General features: G+C 65.5%; 16 protein-coding genes. 6 read left to right on the top strand and 10 right to left on the bottom strand.

Annotated features, from left to right (window positions below; translation table 11 throughout):
- Nucleotides 1–43: 43 nt before the first annotated feature.
- From RTQ83_RS14550 to RTQ83_RS14505, 10 genes are all read right to left on the bottom strand, one after another.
- Nucleotides 44–1135: an acyltransferase gene (locus RTQ83_RS14550; protein ID WP_312515960.1), complete on the bottom strand. Its 1092-nt coding sequence runs from the start codon at nucleotides 1133–1135 to the stop codon at nucleotides 44–46.
- Nucleotides 1135–2859 carry a DUF6311 domain-containing protein gene (locus tag RTQ83_RS14545; RefSeq protein WP_312515957.1) on the bottom strand — a complete coding sequence of 575 codons (1725 nt, stop codon included), beginning with the start codon at nucleotides 2857–2859 and terminating at the stop codon, nucleotides 1135–1137. The genes RTQ83_RS14550 and RTQ83_RS14545 overlap by 1 nt, the downstream gene beginning before the upstream one ends.
- Entirely contained in the window at nucleotides 2856–6668 is a 3813-nt protein-coding gene (locus RTQ83_RS14540; protein WP_312515955.1) for a glycosyltransferase, read from the bottom strand. Before RTQ83_RS14540 ends, RTQ83_RS14545 begins: the two co-directional genes overlap by 4 nt.
- Nucleotides 6652–8022 (bottom strand): class I SAM-dependent methyltransferase, encoded by a 1371-nt coding sequence (locus tag RTQ83_RS14535; protein ID WP_312515952.1) that lies wholly within the window; start codon nucleotides 8020–8022, stop codon nucleotides 6652–6654. Before RTQ83_RS14535 ends, RTQ83_RS14540 begins: the two co-directional genes overlap by 17 nt.
- A complete protein-coding gene (locus tag RTQ83_RS14530; RefSeq protein ID WP_312515949.1) occupies nucleotides 8019–9239 on the bottom strand; it encodes an ABC transporter ATP-binding protein in 1221 nt (406 codons plus the stop codon). Before RTQ83_RS14530 ends, RTQ83_RS14535 begins: the two co-directional genes overlap by 4 nt.
- The gene (locus RTQ83_RS14525) at nucleotides 9239–10039 is read right to left on the bottom strand and encodes an ABC transporter permease (RefSeq protein WP_312515946.1); all 801 of its coding nucleotides are present in this window, start codon (nucleotides 10037–10039) and stop codon (nucleotides 9239–9241) included. Before RTQ83_RS14525 ends, RTQ83_RS14530 begins: the two co-directional genes overlap by 1 nt.
- Before the next feature lie 205 nt (nucleotides 10040–10244).
- Entirely contained in the window at nucleotides 10245–11033 is a 789-nt protein-coding gene (locus RTQ83_RS14520; RefSeq protein WP_312515943.1) for a Crp/Fnr family transcriptional regulator, read from the bottom strand.
- 7 nt (nucleotides 11034–11040) lie between these two features.
- Nucleotides 11041–11367, bottom strand: coding sequence for a VanZ family protein (locus tag RTQ83_RS14515; RefSeq protein ID WP_312515940.1), 327 nt, complete (start codon nucleotides 11365–11367; stop codon nucleotides 11041–11043).
- A 32-nt stretch (nucleotides 11368–11399) separates the two neighbouring features.
- Entirely contained in the window at nucleotides 11400–12686 is a 1287-nt protein-coding gene (locus RTQ83_RS14510) for a tetratricopeptide repeat protein (RefSeq protein ID WP_312515937.1), read from the bottom strand.
- Complete coding sequence (locus tag RTQ83_RS14505) at nucleotides 12683–14515, bottom strand: adenylate/guanylate cyclase domain-containing protein (RefSeq protein WP_312515934.1); 1833 nt, start codon at nucleotides 14513–14515, stop codon at nucleotides 12683–12685. Before RTQ83_RS14505 ends, RTQ83_RS14510 begins: the two co-directional genes overlap by 4 nt.
- A gap of 179 nt (nucleotides 14516–14694) precedes the next feature.
- On the opposite strand from RTQ83_RS14505, the gene RTQ83_RS14500 reads away from it, so the two are divergent.
- The 6 genes from RTQ83_RS14500 to RTQ83_RS14475 all read left to right on the top strand — a co-directional run bounded on the left by RTQ83_RS14500 (nucleotide 14695) and on the right by RTQ83_RS14475 (nucleotide 25672).
- Nucleotides 14695–16044: a FecR family protein gene (locus tag RTQ83_RS14500; protein ID WP_312515931.1), complete on the top strand. Its 1350-nt coding sequence runs from the start codon at nucleotides 14695–14697 to the stop codon at nucleotides 16042–16044.
- Nucleotides 16045–16257: 213 nt separating this feature from the next.
- Nucleotides 16258–19002: a DUF4214 domain-containing protein gene (locus tag RTQ83_RS14495; protein WP_312515928.1), complete on the top strand. Its 2745-nt coding sequence runs from the start codon at nucleotides 16258–16260 to the stop codon at nucleotides 19000–19002.
- Between the two features lie 433 nt (nucleotides 19003–19435).
- Complete coding sequence (locus tag RTQ83_RS14490; RefSeq protein ID WP_312515925.1) at nucleotides 19436–21241, top strand: type I secretion system permease/ATPase; 1806 nt, start codon at nucleotides 19436–19438, stop codon at nucleotides 21239–21241.
- On the top strand, nucleotides 21242–22600 hold the full coding sequence (locus RTQ83_RS14485; RefSeq protein WP_312515922.1) for an HlyD family type I secretion periplasmic adaptor subunit: 1359 nt from the start codon (nucleotides 21242–21244) through the stop codon (nucleotides 22598–22600).
- Nucleotides 22601–22602: 2 nt separating this feature from the next.
- Nucleotides 22603–23961, top strand: a complete 1359-nt coding sequence (locus RTQ83_RS14480; RefSeq protein WP_312515919.1) for a TolC family outer membrane protein — start codon at nucleotides 22603–22605, stop codon at nucleotides 23959–23961.
- 172 nt (nucleotides 23962–24133) lie between these two features.
- Nucleotides 24134–25672, top strand: a complete 1539-nt coding sequence (locus RTQ83_RS14475; protein WP_312515916.1) for a class I SAM-dependent methyltransferase — start codon at nucleotides 24134–24136, stop codon at nucleotides 25670–25672.
- The last annotated feature ends 169 nt before the right edge of the window (nucleotides 25673–25841 follow it).

Here is a 25841-nt window from a genome sequence, read left to right as displayed (position 1 = left end):
CCGCCATACCGCAAGCATGATGGCGCGCCGCGCTAACACTCGGCTAGCGCGGGACGATCGCGCGCACCAGCGGGATCGCCTGCAGCAGGCGTACCAGCAGCGCCGACAGCGCCGCCGCCAGCAAGGTCAGCAGCGGAACCGCGAGCCAGGGATTGATGAAGCGGTAGTTGATGCCGTGCGCTTCCAGCACGAACAGGATCCAGACGTGGACCAGGTAGACGCCGAAACTGGTGGCCGCGAACCAGGCGACCGCGCGCTGCCTGCGGCTGCCGGCCGGGAGCCAGGCCGCGCTCAGCGCGCGCAGGGCGATGAAGGCGGCCACGGCGGACAGCGCCACCAGCGGGCTCGAGTAAACGTAGAACGTCTCGTTGGCTTGGCCCAGTGTCACGCTGCGCCACCAGGTCGCCAGCGCGATCGCGGCGCTCAGCAGCGCCCACGCCAGCCAGGCGCCGATGCGGATGCGCGCGCCGGGCCGCGCCGGCAGGCCGTGGTAGAGCATCGCGCCGAGCGCCATGTAGCCGGTGTACAGCGGCAGCACCGCCCAGTCGATGCCGACCACGCGCTGGGACGTGAGGGCGACTTCCAGCGGCACCACGGTGGCGCCGATGAACCAGAACAGCAGGCAGAACAGCTTGATGCCGGTGCCGGAATGCAGGTGGAAGGCCGCCAGCACCGGCACGAACACATAGGCGCCGATCAGCGCGTACAGGTACCACAGGTGGCCGACCACCGGGCCGCTGGCGATCAGGGCCGGCCAGTTTTCATGGTGCTGGCCGGTGTGGCGGAACCACAGCAGGTACAGCACCGACCACGCCGCCAGCGGCAGCGCGACGCGCCAGATGCGGCGCCCGAGCGAAGCCACGGTGTGGTCGCGCGCCAGCAGCAGCGCGCCGGTGAGCATGAAGAACAGCGGCACCGAGACACGTGCCATGCTTTCCCAGGCGTTGATTCCCCACCAGTGGCGCTGGCCCAACTGGCCGAAGCCCTGGGCGCCGACGTGGGTCAGGATCACCAGCAGGGTGGCGGCCGCGCGCATGCCGTCCAGGGCGTAGTCGCGCGCCGCGTGTGCGCGGGGGCCGGATCGTGTGCCATGCTGCGCGCCATATTGCGCGCTGTCCTGCATGCCGTCCCGCATCAGGGCGTGCCGGCTGCCGGGGCGCTGCCGCCGTGCCGGCACAAGAAGACGATGCCCATGTCGGCGCAGAGGGCACCGGGGCCCATCAGGCGTTCGGCGTCCTGCTGCTGCGGAAATGTGTGCTTCTCGAAAGAGACGGCGGTGCTGGCCGGCAGGCGCGCGATTTCGGCGCCGTAGTTGTCACACGGCTTGGACGCGCGCGCCACGTAGCCGGTCGACAGCGGATAGCCGTGGCGCACGGCATAGGCCATCACCGGCAGCAGCGCTTCGGCGGCGGCGGTCTGGCCGCAGCGGAACGGCGGATAATGGTGCAGCGCCTTGATATCGGTGCCGAGGAAAGCGTTCCAGCGCGCCGTGTCGATCAGCTTGCCTTCGGCCTGGGCCACGGTGGCGCGCACCCGCACATTGTGTTCGCGCAGGTCCCACAACTGCAGCGCCACCACGGCCGCCAGCAGCGCCGCCGCCTGGCCGGCGCGCAGGTGGCGCGCGGCGCCGAGCACGGCGAACACCACCAGCGCGTAGCCCACCGGCCAGAAGAAGCGACCGGACGAGCGGAAGGTCGAGGTGATGCCGTCCAGTACCGACGGCAGGTGCAGCGAGAACAGCTGGACCGGGCCCAGATGGACGGTGCTCGACAGCGCGTACAGCGTCAGCGCCACCATGACGCCCAGCAGCGCGCGGTGGCGGCGCCAGAACGCCGGATCGTGGCGCCGCCGCAGCACCAGCGCGCAACCGGCCAGCGCCAGCACGAACACGCCCAGGTAGTTATAGCCTTCGCCCTGGCCGCCGTGCGCGATCGGCTGCGGGAACTGCAGCAGCAGGCCGCCGTGCAACGGCGCCAGCAGGTTCATCGAATAGTAGCCGAAGCCCCACTCGCGCCCGCCGGCGCCGTTCGGCAGCGGCAGCATGGTGATCCACATGGTGGCGAACAGCAGGCCGTACACCAGCAGCGGCGCACGCAGCGCGCGTACCAGCGCGGCGCGTCCCGCCGGGAAGCGCTTCAGTTCGCGCAGGATATCGGCGCCGAAGATGGCCGAGGCCATCACGAACAGGTAGATATTGATGTAGAAGCCGCTCACCAGCAGCGCCATCCAGGCGCCGGTGGCGATGCGCCCGCGGCGCGTGCCGCGCACGTAGATCGCCAGCGCGAACAGCAGCATCCACTGCGACATCAGGCTGGTATGCGAGATGCGGAAGGTCAGCGCCGGGAAGCTGGCCAGCAGCAGCGCCAGCGCCGCCAGCACGGCCCAGCTGCGCACGCACGCTTCGCGGCAGATCCACCAGGCGCCCACGCCCTGCAGCGTGAAGCACAGCGCGATCCAGAAACCATACGGATTCCAGTAGCCGGTGCCCGGATGCAGCAGCTTGAGCAGCGCCGCGTACAGCGGCACCGTGTCGAGGAAGGTGGCCAGCGTGCCGTCGGGCGTGTTCAGCGAATTCAGGCGCAGCAGCGGCCAGTGCCAGGCGTCGTGCACGAAGGCGTTGAAACCGGCCACGTACTGGGTGATGTCGGCATTCTCGCGCCACCAGAAAGGAGAATCGCCGCGCAGCAGCGCGCCCGAGTACAGCCACCAGGCATAGCCGAGCGCCAGCAGGGCCGCCAGCAGCAGGCCGGGCACGCCGGCCGGGTCGCGCCAGGGCGCGATCCGGGGCCGGACCGGCGGCAGGGACGAGGGCAGGGACGAGGGCAGGGGCGAGGACGCGAGCGGCACCGGGCGCGTCATTGCGCCCCCTCCGCCGAGGTGCCAACTGCGCCGTGCGGTGTGGACAGCAGCGCCAGCAGGGCGCGCGCCTGTTCGCTCCAGGTGGTCCAGGTCATCGACTGCGACGACGGATGGCGTCCTTCGGCGTGCAGCGCCAGCCATTCGCGCACGGCAGCGGCCAGCGCGCCGCCGTCCAGGCCGGCGAAGTAATGCGCGCCGCCGGCAGCGATTTCGCGGAACACCGGAATGTCGCGCACCAGCAGCGGCAGGCCATATTGGGCCGCCTCGATCAGGGGCAGGCCGAAGCCTTCGCCTTCGCTCGGGAACAGCAGACACGTGCTGGCGCGGTAGACCTGCTGCAGGGCGTCGTCGTCCAGGCCTTCGAGCCACAGCAGGCGCCGCCCCAGTTCCGGGCTGGCGCGCAGGCGCGAGACGATGTGCGGCAGGGTGCGCCGTTCGGCGTCGGCCAGCTGGGTCCAGCCTTCGCGGCCGACGATCACCAGGTTGGCCTCGACGCCCTCGGCCCACAGCTGCTCGAACGCTTCCAGCGCCTGCAGGTGGCCCTTGCGCGGCTCGATGGTGCCGACCATCAGGAAGCTCGGGCGCGCGCCGACCTGCTGCGCCAGCGCCGACGGCGCCGCGTCATCCGACGCGCCGCTGCGAACTTCGAGATCGGCGCCGGAGTGCAGGGCGGTCAGCAGCTGGCCGGGACGGCGCTCGGGCGCGTGCGCCGCCAGCCATGCGGCCAGGTCGTCGCGCACCGCGCGCGAGACGCAGATCAGGCGGTCGGCTTCGGCGGCCACGCATTCGAGCCAGGCCGCATGGCTGCGGTCGGCGTGCGGCGGGAAGAATTCGGGACGCAGCACCGGCAGCAGGTCGTGCACCGTGAAGTTGATCGACACGCCGCGCGCGCGCCAGGCGGCATACAGGCCGGCGCGGGTCGACTCCAGCACCACCTGCGGCGACAGCTCGGCGCTGTAGAAGATGTCGCCGGCCTGGACGTCGACTACCGGATCGGGCCCCTGCAGCACCTGCTCGATGCCGAGCAGGCGCGCGCAATAGTCGCGTGCATAGCGGTAATGCGGCTGGCCGCCTTCGTCGCTGAAGCGCACCGGCTCGATGCGGTAGCCGGCGCCGCGCAGCTGGAGCAGTTCCAGCAGCTGCTTGCGCACCACCCGTTCGATGCCGGTCTTGAGATCGTTGCGCGCGATGGTGCTCACGTCCAGCAGCAACTGGCGCGGCTGCAGCGGATCGGGCGCGCGCGCCACGCTGCGCGCCAGGCGCTGCAGCATGGCGTCGTCGGCCTCCAGGCCGGGTGTGTCGAGCAGGGCGCGCAGCAGGGCCTGGCGGCCGCTGCGGTCCTTGCGTGCGGCCAGATCGAGCGCTTCCTTGTACATCTGGCCCACCCGTTCGGGGCTGTTGCGATGCTGCATCAGGGCGAAACCGGACGCGCCCAGCGCCAGGCGCCGCGCATCGTCGCCGCGCAGCGTTTCCAGCGCCTCGACCAGCTGCTGGCGCGCGAACCGGTCGGGCAGCATCCATACCGCGTCGTGCGGGAATTCGGCCATCGCGCCATTGGCGTTGATGATCACCGGCAGGCCGTAGATCATGCAGTCGAGCACCGTGCCCGAGGTTTCGCCGCGCGAACCGGTGCGCAGCTGCACCCCGATGTCGGCCGCCTGCACGTAACGGAAATAATCGTCGTCCGAGGTCCAGCCCGAAATCGTCACGCGCGTCCGGGCGCCGGCGGCGGCGATGGTGTCGGTGATCTGGCGGCCGTAGTCGCCGCCATGGTTCTCGCCGACGAACACCAGGCGACAGTGGTGGTCGCCGTGCAGCGACGATGCCAGCCAGGCATCGAGCAGCTCCAGGCAATGCTTGGTCGGGGCCACGAAGCCGAAATTGCACACCACGAATTCATCGTCGGCGATGCCGAGCGCGCGGCGCGCGCCGGCACGGTCGTTCAGCGCCGGCACCGCGCGCGGCAGCTGGGCCGGGCTCCAGTCGGCGCCGGCCTCGGGGCCGATCCACTCGCGCGCCAGGCTGCGTGCATACTCGGAGTGCACGATCACGTGGCTGGCGTCCTGCAGGATCTCCAGGTTGGACGGGTAATCCTGCTTGGCGCGTTCGATGCCGTCCGCGCCCAGGCTGGCCTGCACCGCCGCGTAGCCGTGCGAATGCAGCAGCGCCTGGGTCCACACGCCCGGCATCGCGCCACTCGACTGTTCATAGGCCAGCATGCTGCTCAGGAAGAAGTCGTGCAGCACCACCACGCCCGGATGGCGCTGCAGCAGCGCCAGCATGTGGCTGTGGAACGGGCTGTTGCCGAACTGGTAGACGATGTTGCGATAGCGTTGGGGATGCTGGTCGAGCCAGGACAGCGGCCGCAGCGGCAGGTGCGCCAGTTCGGGTGGCAACGCCACCCCGGCCTGGTCGGTGACCAGTTCGACCTCGAAGTGCGGCAGCAGGGTGGGCAGTACGCGCACCGCGTAGTCGGCGATGCCGGTGCGTTCCGGCGGCAGCGGCGACAGGAAGGCGATGCGCGGCCGGGCCACGGCCTCGGCCTGCACGGCCACCGGTGCAGCAGCGGCATGCGCTTCCAGCGCAGCGATCGCGCGCCTGGCGCTCTCGTCCCAGCTGAACTTGCGGCGCTGGACCAGGTTGTGTTCGCGCAGGCGCGCCTGCAGCGCCGGGTCGCCCAGCACCTGGCCGATCTTGGCCGCGATCGCGCCCGGGTCGCGCGCGTCGAACATGGCGTCCGGGTTGCCGATCACCTCCGGGATGCTGGTGCTGTCGGCGCCGATCACCAGCGCGCCGCAGGCCATGGCTTCCAGCACCGGCAAGCCGAAGCCTTCGTGCAGCGAGGGGAACACGAACAGCGCCGCTTCGCGGTACAGGTCGATCAGGTCGGCGTCGCTGACGTAGCCGGTCAGGACCAGCTCGTCGGGCCCCAGGCCGTGGCGCCGTGCCAGGTCGGCCAGGCGCTGGCGCTCGGCGTCGTTGGCCTTGCCGGCGATGACGAGCTGGTGCGCGGCGCGCTGCGCCGCCGGCAGCTGGCTGTAGGCGGCCACCAGGCCGTCGATGTTCTTGCGCGAATCGAAGCCGCCGGGCGCGCACATCAGCGCGGCGCGGGTGATGCCGAAGCGTGCGCGCAGCGCCGCCACGTGCGCCTGGCGCGCGTCGCGCTCCTGCGGCGTCAGGTTGGCCGGAGCGGGGCAGAAGCTGTCGTCCACCGCGGTCGAGATCGATACAACGCGCGCCGGATCCAGTCCCAGCGCATCGATCGCTTCCTGGCGCGAATAGTCCGAGATCGCCAGCAGCAGGCCGGCGCGCCGCAGCGAGTCCACCTTGCGCTCGTAGTAGCTGCGCTGCTCGGGGTCGCGCAGGTATTGTTCCGGGTTCAGGAACGGGATCAGGTCGTACAGCACCGCCGCGGTGCCGGCGCCGTCGGCCAGGCGCCCGATCGAGACCAGGCTGTCGTCGACGAAGCCTTCGAACAGGCTGGTGACCAGCACCGCGTCCGGACGCAGCTGGGCCAGCGCGTATTCGCGCAGCAGTTCGCCGGCGCGCGCGCGCGGGCTGTTGCCGGCATACGCTTCGGCGCTGTGGCCGGCGCCGTCGAACACGCGGATGCGCTCCGGCGGCACCAGGCCGGCGAAGGCCTGGCGGATGTCGTCGATGGCGCCGCCCAGCGCGCCGTTGAGCAGCAGCCAGATGTCGTGGCTGCCGGCATTGCGCGCCACGCCCAGCGCCAGCGCCAGCGAATAGCGGCCGATGCCGCGGAAGCGGCTTTCCGACTGCGCGCCCTGGAGATCAATGACTATCCGCATGGGTCTTCCTTGCTTGTTCCTGTTTCAGTTGGCGGTACACGCGCGCGGCGCGTGGCGACAGCTCGCCCGTTTGTTCCTGCAGCACCACCGGCGCGGCCTCGCGTTCGAGCATCAGCGCGTACAGGCGCGCCTCCAGCGCCGGCACCCGGCGCAGCGCGGCACGCGCCAGGCGCTTCAGGCCCGGGCGGCGCAGCACGGCGCCGCCGGCGCGCCGCACCAGGCGCTTGGCGCGCGCCTTGGCGCCGCTGGTCAGGCGGCCTTCGCGCTGGGCGCTGCGCACCCGGTAGTACATGGCCGCCGCGCGCCGCAATGGTTCGGTGATGCGCCACGAACTGCTGGAGAGCAGGTCGACCACGCGTTGCGACATTTCGGCCGCATGCGCTTCGGCGCGCACGATGCGCGCCTCTTGCTCGGCGGCCAGGCGGCGGTGCTGCTCGTGCAGTTCCTGGTGCTGCCGGTGCAGCTCTTGAAGCGCGTGGTGCGCTTCGCGCTGCTCGTGCAGCGCGCGTTCGAGTTGCGCCAGCCGGCTGTCGGTGGCCTGCGCCAGTTCGTCGTCGCGGCGCGCCAGGCGCCCCAGGATGTGATGGATCTCGGCGTGCTGTCCGGCGCGCTGGTCTTCGTAGCGCTGCGCCAGCCGGCCCAGCGTGATGCCCCAGGCGGCGTCGAACGGTGCGTCGAACGGCGCCAGCGCGGCCGGCTCGGCGCGCTTTTGCGCCACCACCGCGTAGTCGGGGCTCACGCCCTCGAGCACGTTGATCACGCCCAGCGGCGCGTCGGTATGCAGCTGCGCTTCTTCCTGCAGGCGCACGATGCGCTGGCGCGCGAAGCCGGCGTGGTCGGCGGCGAAGCCGAGCAGGTCGGGCGGCAATGGCCGCACGTGGGTCGGATCGCGGTAGAAGCTGGTGGCGCCGACCGTGAGGTTTTCCGGGTTCGGCGTTTCCATGATCAGCAGGCCACCCGGGCGCAACGCGCGCAGCGATTCGGCGATCAGGTCCTGCACCAGTTCGAACGGCAGGTGCTCGACCAGGTGGAACGCCGACACCAGCGCCAGGCTACCTTCGGGCTGCTCGCGCAGCGCGGCCAGGGCGTCCTGGTGGCGCGCCGCCAGGCCGCGCTCGCGGCAGGCGGCCAGCATGCCGTCGTCCAGGTCCACGCCCTGCGCCTCGAAGCCCTGTTCGCCCAGCAGTTCGAGCCATTCGCCGCGACCGCAGCCGAGGTCGAGCGCGCGGGCGGGGGCGCCGACCTGCAGCAGCGGCGCGGTGAACGGGGCGTAGGCGCGCAGGCGCTCCTTGATGGTCTCGCGCGAACCGCGGTAGCGGTCTTCGAAAGCGCGGTAGAACGATGTTTGGCTCATCGCCGAATCTCCAGTTGCGGTTCCAGCCAGCTGGTGCCGAGGAACGGAAGGCGGGTCAGGTTCAGGACTTCGAATATCGCCACCAGGTCGCGCCACTCGTAGTTGTCGCCCAGGTGGGTTTCGGTGCTGGTCAGGGCGGTGGTGATCGAATAGCTGCCCGGCCCCAGGTTGAGCGGGAAGCGGAAGAAGTACTCGATGATCTCGCCGGCGCGCACCTCGGTAATCGCCTGCTGCAGGTGGTGGGTATTGGTGCCGAAGATCTGGTGGCCGAGGCGGTCCTTGATCATGTAGCCCATCACCAGGCGCGGCAGGTCGGCATAGGCCTGGACCCGTACCCGCAGGGTGGCCGGCACACCCACGTTCATGACTTCCATCACCTGGCCGTGTTCGTTTTCCAGCGCTACCTCGAGCACCCGCGCCATGCCGTTGCCGGACGTGGTCTGGACGCGGCCCTCGGCGGTGCGCACCTGTTCCACGGTGCTGCCTTCGCGCTCGGCGATCAGGGCGTTGTAGTAGTCCATCACTTCTTCGGGCGTGCCCTGCATCGCCAGGCGTCCGGCGTCGAGCAGGATGGCGCGGTCGCAGATCGACTGCATGGCGGCGCGGTCGTGGCTGACGATCAGGAGGGTGGTACCCTGCTTTCGGAACTGGCGGATGCGGTCGAAACTCTTGTGCTGGAAATAGGCGTCGCCCACCGACAGCGCCTCGTCCACGATCAGGACGTCCGGGCGGCGCACCGTGGCCACGCTGAACGCAAGGCGCATCTGCATGCCCGACGAATACACCCGCACCGGCTGGTCGATGTAGTCGCCGATCTCGGCGAATGACTCGATCTGCGGCATCAGTTCGGCGATTTCATCCACCGCCAGGCCGAGCAGCTGGCCGGCCATGAACACGTTCTGGCGGCCGGTGAAGTCGGGGTGGAAACCCATGCCCAGTTCGAGCAGGGCGGCGACGCGCCCGCTGATGGTGACACTACCGGTGGTCGGCTGGGCGGTGCCGGTGATGAGTTTGAGCAGGGTGCTCTTGCCCGCGCCGTTGATGCCGATGATGCCGACCGCGTCGCCCGGACTGAGCCGGAAGTTGATGTCGTTCAGTACCCACTTCAGCTTGTGACGCTGCTGTTTGCCCGGCAAGATCCATTCTGCCAGGCGGCTCCAGCGGTTACCGTATTGTTTATAGGCCTTGCCCAGGTTGCTGACGTCGATCGTGCCCATTACAGTTCATCCACCATTTCACCCGCGCGCTTGCGGAACAGCTGCATCCCCAGCGCACACAGCAGCACTGCCAGCACGCTCACCGGAATCAGGCTCTGCCAGTGCGGCAGTTCGCCGCGCAGCAAAATGCCCTGATAGGCTTGAACCACCGAGGCCATCGGATTCCACGCCAGCCAGGACCGGAATTCGACCGGCAGCGCGGTTATCGGATACACCACCGGGGTGAACCAGAACCAGAACTGCAGCAGGATCGTGAAGAACTGGCCCACGTCGCGGAAGAACACGTTGAGCACGCCCAGCACCATGGCCAGGCCGATCGAGAACAGGATCTGGATCGCCAGCACCGGCAGGAAGGCCAGGAAACTCCAGCCGGGGAAGGCGCCGGTGGCGGCCAGGAACACCAGGAACAGGCCAAAGATGATGGCGAAATTGACCAGCGCATTGAGCACCACCACGATCGGCAGGCAGATGCGCGGGAACTGCAGTTTCTTGATCAGGTTGGCGTTCTCGAGGAACACGTTCTGGCCGCGGGTGGTGATCTCGGCGAACAGGCCCCAGGTCAGCACGCCGGCGCACAGGTAGATGCTGTAGGCAAACTGGCCGGTGCCGCCCGGCAGGCGATTGCCCATCACCTGCGAGAAAATCACGGTATAGACCACGATCATGGCCAGCGGATTGAGCACGGTCCAGGCGGCGCCGAGCAGGGAGTTACGGTACTTGGCCTGGAATTCGCGGCGCACGCTGCCGGCGATGAAACCGCGGTAGCGCCATACGCCGCCCAGCATGGAACGGGAAATCATAGATGTTGGAGCTTGATCACGAATCGGAGAATCGGAACGCGGAAAGCGCGTCCTCGCTCGGGAAATTTCCCGAAAATAAGTTGCCGATTATAACATGGTGACGATTAGGAATTTACAGCTTACCAATTGTTACTTGTTGCAAGCTGTTAATTTTTAGCCGGTCTTCGACGGTCGGATGGCCCCGTGCGCGGGCCGGCTGCGCCCCTCAGCCGTTGCCCTGGATGAGCTTTTGCAGCTCATCCGGCTTGATGATGGTGATGCGGTGCGTGCCTTTTTTGATGATTCCCTGCTGTACCAGCGCCAGCAATGCACGGGTGACGGTTTCGCGGCTGGTATTGATCATGTTGGCGATGTCCTGGTGCGTCGGCAGATTCTCCACCACGTGCACATCGCCTTCCTTGGTTTCCTTCAGCAGATTGAGGAAAGTAAAGATGCGGCGCGACGTGTTGTGAATGCTGAGCAGGGCGCGGAATTCGGAGTCGCGCTGCACTTTTTCGGCCAGGAAGCGCAGCATCTGGTTCGCCACCGACGGCGAGTGGGTAAACATATGCAGGGCGATGGTGCGCGGCAGCAGGGCCACCAGCACCGGCGTCAGGGCCACCACGGATGCCGAGCGCATCGAGCCGTTGATGACCGCGATCTCGCCGAAGAAGTCGCCCGGCTGCAGCATGCGCAAGCCGATCGCGCGGCCATCCTCGGTGACGTCGATGACCTGCAGCGAGCCGCTCAGCAGGAACAGCAGGCTATCGCCGGGCGCGCCTTTTTGCAGCACCACGTCGCGCTTGGCGTATTCGCGGATGCGCAGGTTGGCCTTGACCCGCTGCATGTCCTCTTCGCTGAGATTGGCCAGCAGTGGAATCTTGCGCAGGTGAATTTGTACCTCATGCTCCTGCTGGGTCGGCTCGTTGGCCGCCACGGCCGCCGGATCCGGCACCAGCGGGCTGGGCGCGAGTTCTTTCTCGAGGTCGTTCTTGCGTTTGGTCGACGATGTCATGCGTATCTCAAATCACCTGTAACAGCCCGAATGCCAGGGTGGCGGCGGCGATGCCGGCCGTATTGGCGCCCATGTCGCGCCAGCAAAAGCTGCGTCCAGGCACAAGCTTTTGCAGGATTTCGATGGCCAGTCCGGCCAGTAGCAAACCTGCCAGCCACACCAAGCGGCCTGGCCAGGCGGGCTCGATCAGCAGGGCGAGGGTGCTCAGCCCGGCAAATGCAACGAAGTGCAGCAGCTTGTCATGCGGAAGCAGTGGAAGCCAGCGCGCCGGCAGCAGGCATCCGAGGGCCACCGCACCGGCGGCGGCCACGAAGACAATCAATTCCCAGGACATATCGGCCTATTGCTTGTACACCAATCCTGGCGTTAAAAATTATCCCAGCGCAAACTCAGCTGCAGGGCATGGCTATTATATTGGAACAGCGCGATATTCTCGCGGTTGAGTGTGGCGCGCCATTCCAGGACCACGCTGTAGTGCTGGCGCAACTGCCAGTTGGCGGCGGTGCGCAGCGTGGCGGTGTTCTGGCGGCGCCGCGTTTCGATCAGCCCGGGCGAATACAGCGCGCTGCTGCGCCAGTGCTGCCAGCTCAGGCCGCCTTCCAGCGCGAGCCGGCCGGTGGCCTCGCCAACCCATTGCAGGCTGCCGAACCAGCCCTTGCGGTCGCCGCCCGGCCGGCCGTCGGTACTGTCGTCGTGCAGCCGGGTCAGCGTCGCCTGCGCCAGGCTGCGTTTGCCGCGGTAGCCGAAGATACCGCCGAATTCGGCCATCGTGCTGTCATAGGCGGGGCGGGTCGGATACTCGATACGGCTGAGGTTGCCCGAGAAGGCGAACTCGGTGTTTGCCGGCATCTTCCATGCCGGCGTCGCGCGCAATTGGACCTGCTGCTGGCGCTGGTACAGCGAGCGGTCCAGCGTTACATAGCCGAGCGCGCCCGTGCCGCGCAGGCGCCAGCCGCCCGGCGTCCACGTGTGTTCGAGCGCGCCCAGCATCGAGACGGTGTCCTGGCTGCGCTCTTCTTCATGCCAGCGCGAATAGGCCTGGACGATCAGGTTCGTGCCGCCGCTGCCCAAGGGGCGCACGTAGGCCGCGGTCAGCTGGCTGAAGTCGTCCGCTTTGGGCAGGAAGGCGGCATCGAGTTCGTATTCGGTCTGGGCGCTGCCGGTGCCGATCGTGAAGCGCGAGTCGTTGGCGCCCTGGTTGACGTTGTCGTCGTGGCCGCGGGTCGCCGCCAGCAGCCAGGCGCCGCCCTGGCGCGGCAGCGGCGTGCCGCAGCCAGTGGCGCGATAGCGCCCGATCGTTTCGGCAATGGCGGCCGGCAGGTCGAAACGTTGCTGCAGACTGGAAAACAGACGCTCCGCCTCCGCTGTATTGCCGAGTTCGCATTGGCTGATCGCCAGGTCGAGCCAGGCGCCGGCATGGCGCGGCTCGGCCGCGATCACGCGCTGCAGCAGCGCGGACGCGTCTTCCAGCCGGCCTTCGGCGAGCGCGCGCAGTGCGGCGCGGTACAGGTCTTCCTGCCGGCCCGCGGTCTGGTCCGCCTGGTCGACCGGCGCTGCGACTGCAGCACTGACGTCAGCCTGGCTCTCCTGCGCCGCGGCCTGGCATGACCAGCAGGCCGCGAACAGCGCGGCGCCGATGAGCAAACGCATCATTCGCTGCGCTCCAGCGTATAAATGCGCGTTGGCCGGCCCTTGCCGCGCAGCTGGTGTTCTCCCAAAAGCTGCAGCCGGTGACGCCTGGCCAGCGCGGCGGTACCCTCGCCGATGATGACGTCGTGCGGGTAGTCGCGCGCCGTCTGCTCCAGGCGTGCCGCCGTGTTGACGCTGTCGCCTACCGCCGTATAGATGCTGCGCGCCGCGGTGCCGTAGTCGCCCGCCATCGCCACGCCGCTCTCGATCCCGATGCGTACCCGCAGCGCCGGCAGGCCGCTGGCCACGCGCAGGGCGGAAAACTGCGCCACTTCGTGCAGGATGCGCGCCGCCGCGTCCAGCGCCAGATCGGCGTGATCGGCGTTCGGCAGCGGCGCGCCCCAGAACGCGACCAGGCCGTCGCCCGTGTATTTGTCGAGCGTGCCGCGATGGGCCAGGACGGGTCGCGTCAGACATTCCAGGAATTCGGTGGTCAGGCGCGACGCTTCTTCCAGCGACAATGCCTCGACCTGGCTGGTGTAGCCCTGCATGTCGGCCACCAGCGTCGTCACTTCCAGGCGCCGCGGCGCCAGCGGATCCTTCAGGTCGCTGCGCAGCAGCTCGTCGACGACTTCGCCCGCCACGTACTGGCGCAGCGTGCCGAGCAGCTGGCGCGAGCGGCGCTGTGCCAGCTCCCACTGGAACGGCACGGCCACCGCCAGCAAGTACAGGCAGCACAACAGCGGCGCTGCCGGCGCGAAGTCCGGATCGCGCGGCGCCAGCAGCCAGGCCAGCGCCAGCCAGGCCAGCGCGCTGGCGCCGAGCAGCAGCGCGTTGGCGGCGGCCGACACGCGCGGCAACGTATAACTGGTCAGCAGCACGATCGCCAGGACGAAGACGAAAGCGATCGCCTTCCCCGGCAGCGGCGTTGGGGCCAAACCCTGCTGGCGGTCAAGCAGCGAAGTGAGCATCGATGCATGCACCAGCAGCCCGGCGCTGGACGCGCCGAGCGGGGTCGCGACACGGTCGCCGATGCTCAGCGATGACGAGCCGATGAGCACCAGGCGGCCGCGCGCCATGCCGGCCGGCATGCGGCCCGCCAGCAGGTCGGCGGCCTTAACCACATCGTAGGCGCCCCAGTCGCGCACATAGGGCACGCGCTCGACGGCGCGCACAGGCAGGGCGCTTGTCGCGCCGCCGCAACACTGAAGTAAAGCGAGCGAGAGCGTAGGATAGACTCGGCCCTGGTAGTTGGTGAACATGGGCAGGCGGCGCAGAATGCCGTCCGCATCCGGCAGTACGCCGATATTGCCGGCGTAGCGCGCCTGGCCCAGGCCGGTATGGTTGGCCAGGTAGCCGCGCGCGTCCAGCGCCGCGCCGCCTGCGCCTGACCGGCTGCCGCCGACCAGGCGCCCGCTCGCCAGCGGCGTATCGGCATGCAGGTAGTCGAACATCTGGGCCAGCACCACCGGACCGTGGCCGGCCAGCATCGCCAGGCGCATGTCGCCGTCGGCATCGGCCGGTTTTTCCATCAGGATGTCGAGCGCGATGCCACGGGCGCCGTCGGCGAGCGCCAGTTCGATCAGGTCGGCGATGCGCGCGCGCGGCCACGGCCAGGGAATCTGCGCCACGCTGCTCTCGTCGATATCGATCACCAGCACGCGGTTTTCCCGGGTATCGGCCGCTTGCAACTGAATGAACCTGTCGCGCAGCCATTCGTCGGCTGCCGTAGTGAAGACTGTCCCGCCCTGCCATTGCAGCGCCCCCGCCATGATGAGCGCAACCAGGGCAATCAGGCCGCGCAGGACGGCTGGATCACGCAATCTGGTGCGCAGGAGGCTGGAAATTGTCATCAGGACAGAAGTGGCGCCAGGAGAGTACATCAGCAAATAGTGGCTGAAGTATACCGGGTTGTATTTGCTTTAAGAAATATTTTGCCGATAGCGGCCACAGGTGTAAGAATTGTAAATTGTGATGGGTATCACAGATTTTATCTGTTGAGCCCGGACAATGCTAGAGATCGGAGGATTGTATGTTCAAAAAAATCGCTGTGGCCGCCACAGTGTTATGGTCGTTTAACTGCGCTGCGCTGGCGGCAGAAGCCGGCCGCGTCGTGTTCGTCACCGGCCAGGCCCAGGTGGGCCGCCACGCCGCCGTTGCGGATGCAGCGGTGGAGGAGGGCGATCAGCTCTCCACCGGCGCCGACGGCTATGTCTATGTCAAAACGGTCGACAACGGCTTTCTGATCCTGCGCCCGAACAGCACTGCGCGGGTGGTGGCGTATGCGATCGATAAGGAAGATCCATCCAAAACCCAGGTCAAGCTCGAGCTGCTGCAAGGTGTGGCGCGCGCGATCTCGGGCCAGGGCGTCAAGCAGGCGCGCCAGAACTTTCGCTTCAATACGCCGGTTGCCGCGATCGGCGTGCGCGGCACCGATTTCACCGTCTTCACCGACCAGCAGACGACGCGCGTGACCGTGCTGTCCGGTGGTGTCGTGATGAGCGGTTTCGGCGCCAACTGCTCGGCTGCGGGAAGCGGCCCATGCGAAGGACGTAATGCCCGCGAACTGTTCGCCGGGCAGGGCGGCTTGCTGCTGCAGGTGGAGCGCGGCAGCAGCATGCCGCAGTTGCTGGCCAATCCGGCGCTGGCGCCGGATCAGGCCGAGAAGCCACGAAATGACGAGCCGGGTGTCAAGACCACCGCGCCGGCGGTGCCGATGGCGCAGGTTAATCTGGATCCGCAGCGTTCGGAGCAGGCGCTGGGAAGCGTGCGGCCGGTGGTTCCGGTGCCGGTGCCGACGCCAACCCCGACGCCGATCATTCCGCCTGTCATTAATCCTGGTGTCACGCCGCCGCCTGTCGCTGTTGTCGAGCCGCCGCGCCCGGTCGTTCCCGATGTGCAGGAAGTGTTCTGGGGGCGCTGGCAAGCGGTCTTGAGCCGGGCGCCGGCGCTCGGGCGCATCGACGATGACGACGTCGATATGGCCACATATTACGGTCCTTATGCAATCACGCGGCTGAGTAATTCGGCGCTGGTGATGCCAAAGGAAGGCAATGCGGCATTTAAATTGATGAGCGGTGAAGCCATCATGACCAATTCCGATGGCGATCGCTTCGCTACGCTGGAATCGGGCCAATTGAATATGGACTTTGCCAAAAGGACGTTTGCCACGTCGCTGGTGGTGAATGCCGATGGCGACCGGGCCGGCGTGGTTGGTAGCGGTGTCATTACAGATAAGGGCATGCTGTACGAAGATAACCGCTCCGAGACGATCATTCGCGGTTACCTGGGCGGTGCCAAAGCCGATCAAGCGGGTTATATCTTTAAGAATTATGCAAACCCCGGCGTGGTTATCAGTGGCGCAGCGCTGTGGGGTCGCTAGTTTTGGTGAGATTTGTAATGGAAGTTGGTGGTTTTTTGAAAGAATTTGTAAAAAAGATGTATCGGTAACGTAAAAAAGTTGGTGTTTGTGATGGCCATCACAACACCGATTTCTCGATCTGGCAATATACTTCGCAGTTCTGCAATAGCCGTCTGGACATTGCTTACTGTTCAGCAGCAGACTCAACCACAATCTTTAAAGGATTTACACATCATGGCAGCTCAAGACTACACCGCCGTAGTGCAACAACTGTACATTTCGTACTTCGGCCGCCCGGCTGACTTCTATGGCCTGCAGAATTTCTCGGCCCAGCTCGACGCAATGGGCGCACCGAAGACCTTCGCCGAAGTGCAAGCTGCCGTGCAAGCTGACGGCGCCGGCACCACCGCTCTGTCGCGTCTGGTGAACACTTTCAGCAACTCGGCTGAATCGACCGCCCTGTACGGCACCGACACCAGCCAAGTCGGCATCTCGAAATTCGTCGCCGCGATCTACCAGAACGTCTTGGGCCGCGAAGCCGACCTGCCAGGCTTCAATTACTGGGTCAACGCCATCACCTCGGGCGCCGTGACCAAAGCTAACGCCGCTGCCGCCATCACCCAAGGTGCACTGACCAACACCACCGCTCAAGGCCTGCTGGATGCACAAGCCGTGAACAACAAGGTTGCAGTTGCTACCGCCTTCACCACCGCTCTGGACACCCCAGCTGAACTGAACGCCTACTCGGGCGAAGCAGCAGCTGCAGCCGGCCGTGGCCTGCTGAGCGGCGTGACCTCGTCGACCAACGTTACCGCTTACCAGTCGACCATCAATTCGACCATCACTGGCATCGTGACCGGCTCGCAGCCAGTCTCGAACCTGGTCCTGACCGACGGCGTCGACAACATTGTTGGCACCAACGCCGCTGACGTTATCACCGCTCTGGTTCGCGCTGACGCAACCGCCACCACCGAAGGCACCACCACCCTGAACTCGGGTGACGTGATCGACGGCGGCGCTGGCATCGATACTCTGAACCTGATCGTTGGCAAAGCAGATTCCGTTCTGCCAAGCACTGCAACCGTCAAAAACGTTGAGATCATCAACATCACTGGCGCGCAAAACATCGTCGCGGCAGGTGCTGCTGTTGGCGCCGCTGCAACCGTCGATGCTGCTTACTTCGCAGGTTCGACCATGATCAATCTGGTGGCCCCTACTGCCGCTGTGACCGTGAGCGGTCTGTCGGGCAAGACCCTGGGCGTGCAGGGCAAGGCGACTGCAGCTGTCACCGGTAATTTCGGCACTGCTGGTCTGGCAACCGTTCAACTGAATGGCGCCTCCGATGCAGCTTCCCCTGCTGGAAACGCTACCATTAACCTGGTTGGCGCTGGCATCAAAACCGTTACCGTCAATGGCAGCGGCCGTGCCACTATCGAAGCAACTTCGACCGGCGCCGCTGTCGAGACCCTGAATGTCAACGCGACCGGTTCGCTGACCGTCAACGCTTCGGCAGAAGGTGCTTCGATCAAGACCATCAATGCAGCTGGTTCGACTGCTGGTGTGACCCTGCAGGGCGCATACACTGCTGCTGAAACCATTACCACCGGTGCTGGCGCCGATACCTTCACCGTTGGTCTGACGACCTCGGGCAAGGTTGCAACCGTCAATTCGGGCGCTGGTGCTGATACCATCACCGTTGCTGCGGGTGCAGTGGCTGTCAACATCAATGCTGGTGCAGGCAACGACACCATCATCTTCGATCGCGCACTGACCGCGACTGACGTCGTCAACGGTGGTGAAGGCAACGACACCCTGTCGATCGGTAACACCACGATCGCCGCTTCGGATCTGGAAATCCTGAAAGCAGTTGTGACCAACGTCGAGACCCTTGAGTTCTCGAAAGCAGTGACCGCAGGCGTCGATGCAGCTGCTCTGAGCCAGTTCAGCACCTTCTCGTTCACCACCGATGGTAGCGTCATCACCAAGGTTGCTGACGCCCAGACCGTTGCCACCGTTGCTGACGTCACCGTGACTGCCGCTGGTTACGTCGCTGCCGGCACCGGTACTCCTGCTGCAACCGCAACGACCTACGCTGGCAAGCTGACCGTCGATGTGGATGCTAGCACTGTCGCCGATGCAGCCACTACTCCTCCAACGGCCGCAAGCCCAACCGTTGTTACTGCAAATGCAGACTCGATCATCCTGAACGTGAGCGCCGTTGCCGCTACCTCGGGCGGTCCTGGTGTTGCTACCTTCGCTGAGCTGACCGGCGACGTTAAGTCGGCTACCGTCAACCTGACCAACAGTGTGAACGCTGCAACCAGCGGCACCGCAACTGCTGACGTCCTGGCAAACTTCGCGCTGACCACCGGCAACGGTACGGTTGGTGCTGCAGGTACCGCATTCGACGAACTGGGTGCCCTGACCACCCTGACCCTGACCGGTAACGGTTCGGCTGTCATCGTCAACGGCGCAACCGGCGTCCTGGCTAACGTGGATGCAACCGCGATGACCGGTAAAGCAGCCTTCGGCGGCACGACTGTCACCGGCGGCCTGGACTATACCGCTAGCGCCAACGTTGTCGAAACCATCAAGCTGGGTGGCGGCAAGGACGTCGTCACCTTCTCGGCAACTGCGTCGACCTACGAAAAGACTGACACTGTTACCGGTCTGAACCTGGTCAAGACCGCTGCTGGCGTGCTGGACACCGCAGCATCGGATGACATCTCGGTTGCTGGTATCACCACCTTCGCCAAGGCTGCAACCGTTACCGGTTCGACCCTGGGTCTGGTGCTGACCAACCTGGGTGCAGTGGCTCCTGCTGCCGGTGCTGCTGGCGACAACGTCGTCTTCCAGTTCGAAAACAACACCTACATCTACTCGGATGTCGGCGCTAACGGTCTGGACAACGCTGACGTTGTCATCAAACTGACCGGCCTGGTTGACCTGGACCTGCTGGTCTCGGCACTGAACGCCTAATCTTCTTGATTGAAGATGCCCCTTGCCTCGGCAAGGGGTTGCGGTACCCAAACCCTGGCTCCCGGAGCCAGGGTTTTTCCGTACATCGTAAAGTTAAACGGGCGTCCCGGTTTCACCATGTGAGCAATCACCAGGGTGTACCGGTCGGTAAGTCCAACTTCTGCAGCGCTGTCAAATGCGGAGAACACCCCTGCTGAGTTTCGGCGCGAATGGATAAAGTAACTCCGATCCTGAAATCGACGACGTCCTGAAGGCCATGCTGAAAAGCATGGCCTTTTTCATTCAGCTGCGATTACCTAGTGCACAGCTGCAACAACTCCTTTTTTTTGAAATGTGATGTGCATCACATTTTTTTGTGTTTTTAGGCGATAATGTCGCGTCTGCTCATGCTGGACCGGATTCAGCGATCGAGCACTTTCCACGACGGCCTAACATGTTCAAACAATATTTCGAATCCAAGAACGACATCGCGGCAGCGCTACGCGGCTTCAAAAGCACGTTCATCACCATCGGCGTCTTCAGTGCCATTACGAACCTGCTGGCACTGGTGCCATCGCTGTACATGCTGCAGGTGTACGACCGCGTCCTGGCCAGCCGCAATGAAATCACCCTGCTGATGCTGACGGTGATGATGCTCGGCGCCTTCATGCTGATGGCGGCGCTGGAGATGATGCGCAGCTTCGTGCTGGTGCGCGTGGGCGCGAAGTTCGACATGCTGCTCAACAAGCGCGTGTACACCGCGGCGTTCGAGCAAAACCTCAAGAAGGCTGGCGGCAACGCCGGCCAGGCGCTGGGCGATCTGACCAACCTGCGCCAGTTCCTGACCGGTAACGCGCTGTTCGCGTTCTTCGACGCGCCGTGGTTCCCGATCTACATCATCGTGATCTTCTTCTTCGAGCCATGGCTCGGTCTGTTCGCGCTGTGCGGCACGATCGTCCTCATCGCCCTCGCCATCATCAACGAACGCGTGTCGCGCGGTCCGCTGGGCGAAGCCAACACCATGTCGATCGCGGCCGGCAATCTGGCCACCAATAACCTGCGCAATGCCGAGGTCATCGAGTCGATGGGCATGCTGCCCAACCTGATGCGCCGCTGGTTCAAGCTGCACAGCCGTTTCCTCAACCTGCAGGCGGAAGCCAGCCAGAAAGCCGGCGTCATCGGCGCCATCACCAAGTTCGTCCAGATGGCGCTGACCTCGCTGGTGCTCGGTTTTGGCGCGCTGCTGGCGATCGAGGGCCGCATCACGCCGGGCATGATGATCGCCGCATCGATCCTGGTCGGCCGCGCGCTGGCCCCGGTACAGCAGGTGATCGCGGTCTGGAAATCGTGGTCCAGCACCCGCAGCGCTTATGATCGCCTGGCGAAGATGCTCAACGATAATCCGGAGCGCAGCGCCGGCATGGAACTGCCGAAGCCGCAAGGCGTGCTGACGGTCGAAAGCGTGACCGCGGCGGCGCCGGGCTCCAACCAGGCGGTATTGCGCGGCCTGTCGTTCGGCATCGTGCCGGGCGATGCCCTGGGCGTGATCGGCCCGTCCGGCTCGGGCAAGTCGACCCTGGCGCGCCTGCTGGTCGGTGTCTGGCCGGCGGCCGGCGGCAAGGTGCGCCTGGACGGCGCCGACATCTTCAGCTGGAACAAGGCGGAGCTTGGTCCGAATATCGGTTACCTGCCGCAGGACATCGAGCTGTTCAGCGGTACCGTCAGCGACAACATTGCCCGTTTCGGCGAAGTGAATGCGGAAAAAGTCGTCGAAGCGGCCAAGCGCGCCGGCGTGCACGACATGATCCTGCACCTGCCGAAGGGCTACGACACGCCGCTGGGCGACGGCGGTGCCGGCCTGTCCGGCGGCCAGAAGCAGCGCCTGGGGCTGGCGCGTGCCATGTACGACGATCCGGCGCTGCTGGTGCTGGACGAGCCGAATTCGAACCTCGACGATGTCGGCGAACAGGCGCTGGTCCATGCCGTGCTCGACATGCGCCGGCGCGGCAAGACCGTGGTCCTGATCACGCACCGCACCAGCATCATCGGCGCCACCAACAAGCTGCTGATGCTGCGTGACGGCGTTGCCCAGCTGTTCGGCCCGACCGACCAGGTGCTGGCTGCGATCCAGGAGCAGAATCAGAAAGCGCAGGCCCAGGCCCAGGCGCAGCAGCAGGCGGCGCAACAGGCTCGCCAGGCGCAGCTGCAGGCACAGAACGCCGCCGCCGCGCCGGCAACGACCGAACAAGGAAGCAAATAAATGAAGCTGATTCAACAAAAGGATGCGGCTGCCGAAGTCATCAGCCATGATGTCGCACCGCTGACGGTGAATACCGATGCGCGTTCGTATGCGCGTATCGGCTGGCTGATCGTGCTGGTAGGGGTGATCGGGTTCCTGATCTGGGCGTCGTTCGCGCCGCTCGACCGTGGCGTGCCGATGTCCGGCACCGTGGCCAAGGAGTCGAACCGCAAGAGCGTGCAGCATCAGACCGGCGGTACGATCCAGGAAATCCTGGTGCGCGACGGCGACGTGGTGAAAGCAGGGCAGGTGCTGGTACGGATGAACCCGATTACCGCCAAGGCCGGCTATGACATCACCGAAGCGCAGTACCTGACCGCGCGCGCGACCGAAGCGCGCCTGATGGCCGAACTGACGGGCCAGAAGACCATTCGCTTCCCGCAAGAGTTGACCGAACACGCCAACGATGCGCGCGTGGCCGAGATGATGACGCTGCAAAACCAGCTGCTGACGTCGCGCCAGGCCTCGCTGCAAAGTGAGCTGGGCGGGTTGGATGAAAATATCGGCGGCCTGAAGGTGCAGATCCAGGGCTTGCAGGAATCGCGCGACAGCAAGAAGTCCCAGGTCGGTTTCCTGAAGGAGCAGCTCGACGGCATGCGCGACCTGGCCAAGGAAGGCTACGTGGCCCGCAACCGCCTGCTCGACTTGGAGCGCACCTACGCCCAGCTCCAGGGCGAGATCTCCGAGGATATCGGCAACATCGGGCGCGCCCAGCGTCAGGTCATGGAACTGACGCTGCGTAAATCGCAGCGCATGCAGGAATACCAGAAGGAAGTGCGCACGACCCTGGCCGACACGCAACGCGAGGTCGAGGCCCAGGGAGCGCGCATGAGCGCCCAGCAATTCGAGCTGTCGAACGTCGAAGTCAAGGCGCCGGTCAGCGGCACCGTGGTCGGCCTGGCGGTGTTCACCAACGGCGGCGTGGTGCAGCCCGGCTTCAAGATGATGGACATCGTGCCGACCGACGACATGCTGATCGTCGAGGGCCAGCTGCCGGTCAACCTGGTCGACAAGGTGTATGACGGCCTGCCGACCGAGCTGATCTTCTCGGCATTCAATGCCAACCGCACGCCGCACATCCCGGGCGTGGTGGAAACCGTGTCGGCCGACCGCAGCGTCGACGAGCGCAGCGGCGCCCCGTACTACCACGTGCGCGTGAAAGTGTCGCCGGAAGGCGCCAAGATGATCGCCCACCACAACATGACCATTCGTCCCGGCATGCCGGTGGACATGTTCGTCAAGACCGGCGAACGCACGATGATGAGCTACCTGCTCAAGCCGCTGATGGATCGTGCCCGCTCGTCGATGAGCGAGGATTGATCATGGCGCACGCGATCAGCAAGCAGGGCTTCCTGCGCCGTCACGGACTGGCCATCGGCGCGGTGCTGGCGCTGGCCGCCGGCAATGCCGGCGCGGTCAGCCTGCACCAGGCCTACGAAGCGGCATTGAAGAACGATCCTCAGTACCGCATGAACTATTACGAGAACGAGTCGGTCAAGGAAAACGCGATCCTCGGACGCTCGTTCCTGCTGCCGCAGGTGTCGGCCAGTTATCGGGCCAATCGTAATATTGCCGATACAAATACTTGTTGTAACCTGGCTGGCCAGAGGGTGCTCGAGTATCCGCGCTACATCAGCCGTTCGTCGGCGATCCAGGTGCAGCAGCCGATCCTGAACCTGGACGCGATCTTCCGCTACCGCCAGGGCAAGGTGCAAACCGCGCAGGGCGCCAAGAAATTTGAATCCGACACCAATGACGTGATCATGCGCGTGGTCGGCGCCTATGCCGACGCCCTGTTCGCCGAAGACCAGGTCGAGCTCTCGCGCGTGCAGCGCGACATGTATATGGAGCAGATGAAGGTCAACAACCGCCTGTTCGAAAAAGGCGAGGGCACCAAGACCGACATGCTCGAAACCAAGGCGCGCCTGGACCTGGCCGAAGCGCAACTGGTCGAGGCCCAGAACAATGCGGTTGCGATGCGCAACACGCTGGCCGGCATCATCGGCATGGACCCGGGCACGCTCGACCAGCTCGGGACCGAGTTCCGCTTCCAGGACCTGCCGCTGAAATCGTACGAAGACTGGCGCGCCATCGCGCAGGAGCGCAATCCGCTGCTGGCCGCGGGCCGGCTGGCGATCGAGAACGCGCGCCTGCAGGTCAAGCGCGACAAGGCCGGTCACTTCCCGACGGTCGACCTGGTCGCCGGCTACAGCCGCGACGACGCGGCGTCGCTGACCAACTACCGCCAGGATTCGATCAACCGGACCGTCGGTGTTCAGGTAAATATCCCGATCTACCAGGGTGGCGCCATCAGCGCAACGACGCGCCAGGCGGCCGCCAACCTCGAACGCTCGCGCGCCGAACTCGATTACCAGAGCGACCGCATCATGATCGAACTGCGCAAGTCCTACGACCTGGTACTGAACAGCGTGGCCAAGATCAACGCGCTGGAGCGGGCGGTCGATTCGGGCAAGGAATTGATGGTCGCGACCGAAAAGAGCGTCGCCGGCGGCGTGCGCATCAACCTCGACCTGCTCAACGCCCAACAGCAGCTGTACACCAGCCAGCGCGACCTGGCCCAGGCCCGCTACAGCTATCTGCTGGCGCTGCTGCGCTTGCGCGCCGACGCAGGTACCCTCGACGAGCAGGCCGTGCGCGAAGTTGCCGCTTACTTCCGCTGACCGGACTGGCTGCCGCAGAGGTCTGACGGGCGCGTACAGCGCCCGTTTTTCATGGCAGCGCCGAACCGGAAAAATTAGCGATCAAGCAAAATTCCTCGTGAATAAATGATAAAGTTTGCAATTGCACCTATCTGCCGCACGAACTGATTTATTCACACGAACAGGAATTGCCATGCAAGCTTGGTCTGACGGTTACATGACGGATGTGGAATACACATACGGGTACTACGCTGAACTGAATCCCCTACGCACCCGTCTGGCGCTGCTGAACGCCGGCTATGCGTACCCCGAAATCGGGACCGCCTGCGAACTCGGTTTCGGCCAGGGCCTGAGCATCAACATCCACGGAGCCGCCTCTTCCACCGAATGGTTCGGCACCGACTTCAATCCGACCCAGGCCGCGTTCGCGAAGGAGCTGGCCGGCAATCCGGCGCGGGCGGCGCGCATCTTCGACGATGCATTCGATGCCTTCTGCAACCGCAGCGACCTGCCGGATTTCGATTTCATCAGCCTGCATGGCATCTGGAGCTGGATTTCGGACGCCAACCGCGCCGTGATCGCCGAATTCATCCGGCGCAAACTCAAGGTCGGCGGGGTGCTCTACATCAGCTATAACACCCAGCCGGGCTGGGCGGCGCTGGCGCCGCTGCGCGACCTGCTGACCGGATTCAGCGACACCCTGGCGGTGCCGGGCCTGGATACCGGCAAGCGGATCGCGGCCTCGCTCGAATTCGCCGGCAAGGTGCTCGACAGCGGCGCGCTGTACGGGCGCGCCAATCCGTCCGTCACCGAACACCTGAAGCGCCTGAGCAGCCACCCAAGCAACTACCTGGCGCACGAGTATTTCAATCGCGACTGGATGCCGATGCCGTTCTCGCAAATGGCCGACTGGATGGAGTCGCTCAAGCTCAGCTTTGCCGGATCGGCGCATTACCTCGATCACGTCGACGCCCTGAATCTGAGCGGCGACCAGGTCAAACTGCTCAACGAGATTCCCAATAAGGGCTTCCGCGAGACTGCCAAGGATTTCATGGTGAACCAGCGTTTCCGGCGCGACTACTGGATCCGCGGCGCGCGCCGCCTGACCCCGCTGGAACAGACCGAGCGCCTGCGCGCGCAGCAGGTCGTGCTGGGCACGCCGCTCGACAAGGTGGTGCTGAAAGCCAAGGGCATGCTGCTGGAAGCCGATCTGAAAGAGGAAATCTATCGTCCCATCCTCGACGTCCTGAGCGACTACCAGCCGCACTACGTCAGCGACATCGAACGCGCCGTGGCCGAACGTGGCATCACCATCAGCCAGATCCTGCAGGCGCTGATCATCCTGGCCGGCAACGGGACCATCTTCCCGGTGCAGGACGAGCAGGCGATCCGCAAGGCACGTCCGGAAACCGACGCCATCAATGCGCGGCTGTGCCGCCAGGCGCGCTATTCCACCGACATGAATTACCTGGCCTCGCCGGTGACCGGCGGCGGCGTGCTGGTGCCGCGCCTGGAGCAGCTGTTCCTGCTCTCCAGGGAAAGTGGAAGCAGTGAGCCGCAGGAATGGGCCAGGTTTGCGTCGGCACTGCTGGAATCGCAGAACCAGCGCATTCTGATTGAAGGCAAGCCGGTCGATTCGCCGGCGCATCAATTGGAAGAACTCGGCAAGCAGGCCGCCAAATTCGCCGAAGCGCGCCTGCCGCTGCTGCAGGCATTGGGCGTGGCGCGCTGAATCGATTGTCGTCCTCGATAAACGCCCTGGCCGCATCGCGCGGCCAGGGCGTTTGTTTTAACGGGGCGCGCATGTTATTTCTCGCGCTCGTGCTGGCACGGCGCGCGTTTTCATTCCAGGCCGCGGCGCGTAAGCGGCCGTCGACGATGCGCCGTGGCGGGTGCATACC

Origin of the sequence: Massilia sp., from assembly GCF_031995545.1 — a bacterium.
In the GTDB taxonomy this organism is placed as follows: Bacteria; Pseudomonadota; Gammaproteobacteria; order Burkholderiales; family Burkholderiaceae_D; genus Telluria.
The sequence above is the reverse complement of the archived record's forward strand: the minus strand, read 5'-3'. Positions and strand labels throughout refer to the sequence as shown.

Coding starts and splice junctions, on each gene's coding strand:
- RTQ83_RS14550 (WP_312515960.1), bottom strand. CDS start 1,135: ATGCGGGACGGCATGCAGGACAGCGCGCAATATGGCGCGCAGCATGGC.
- RTQ83_RS14545 (WP_312515957.1), bottom strand. CDS start 2,859: ATGACGCGCCCGGTGCCGCTCGCGTCCTCGCCCCTGCCCTCGTCCCTG.
- RTQ83_RS14540 (WP_312515955.1), bottom strand. CDS start 6,668: ATGCGGATAGTCATTGATCTCCAGGGCGCGCAGTCGGAAAGCCGCTTC.
- RTQ83_RS14535 (WP_312515952.1), bottom strand. CDS start 8,022: ATGAGCCAAACATCGTTCTACCGCGCTTTCGAAGACCGCTACCGCGGT.
- RTQ83_RS14530 (WP_312515949.1), bottom strand. CDS start 9,239: ATGGGCACGATCGACGTCAGCAACCTGGGCAAGGCCTATAAACAATAC.
- RTQ83_RS14525 (WP_312515946.1), bottom strand. CDS start 10,039: ATGATTTCCCGTTCCATGCTGGGCGGCGTATGGCGCTACCGCGGTTTC.
- RTQ83_RS14520 (WP_312515943.1), bottom strand. CDS start 11,033: ATGACATCGTCGACCAAACGCAAGAACGACCTCGAGAAAGAACTCGCG.
- RTQ83_RS14515 (WP_312515940.1), bottom strand. CDS start 11,367: ATGTCCTGGGAATTGATTGTCTTCGTGGCCGCCGCCGGTGCGGTGGCC.
- RTQ83_RS14510 (WP_312515937.1), bottom strand. CDS start 12,686: ATGATGCGTTTGCTCATCGGCGCCGCGCTGTTCGCGGCCTGCTGGTCA.
- RTQ83_RS14505 (WP_312515934.1), bottom strand. CDS start 14,515: ATGACAATTTCCAGCCTCCTGCGCACCAGATTGCGTGATCCAGCCGTC.
- RTQ83_RS14500 (WP_312515931.1), top strand. CDS start 14,695: ATGTTCAAAAAAATCGCTGTGGCCGCCACAGTGTTATGGTCGTTTAAC.
- RTQ83_RS14495 (WP_312515928.1), top strand. CDS start 16,258: ATGGCAGCTCAAGACTACACCGCCGTAGTGCAACAACTGTACATTTCG.
- RTQ83_RS14490 (WP_312515925.1), top strand. CDS start 19,436: ATGTTCAAACAATATTTCGAATCCAAGAACGACATCGCGGCAGCGCTA.
- RTQ83_RS14485 (WP_312515922.1), top strand. CDS start 21,242: ATGAAGCTGATTCAACAAAAGGATGCGGCTGCCGAAGTCATCAGCCAT.
- RTQ83_RS14480 (WP_312515919.1), top strand. CDS start 22,603: ATGGCGCACGCGATCAGCAAGCAGGGCTTCCTGCGCCGTCACGGACTG.
- RTQ83_RS14475 (WP_312515916.1), top strand. CDS start 24,134: ATGCAAGCTTGGTCTGACGGTTACATGACGGATGTGGAATACACATAC.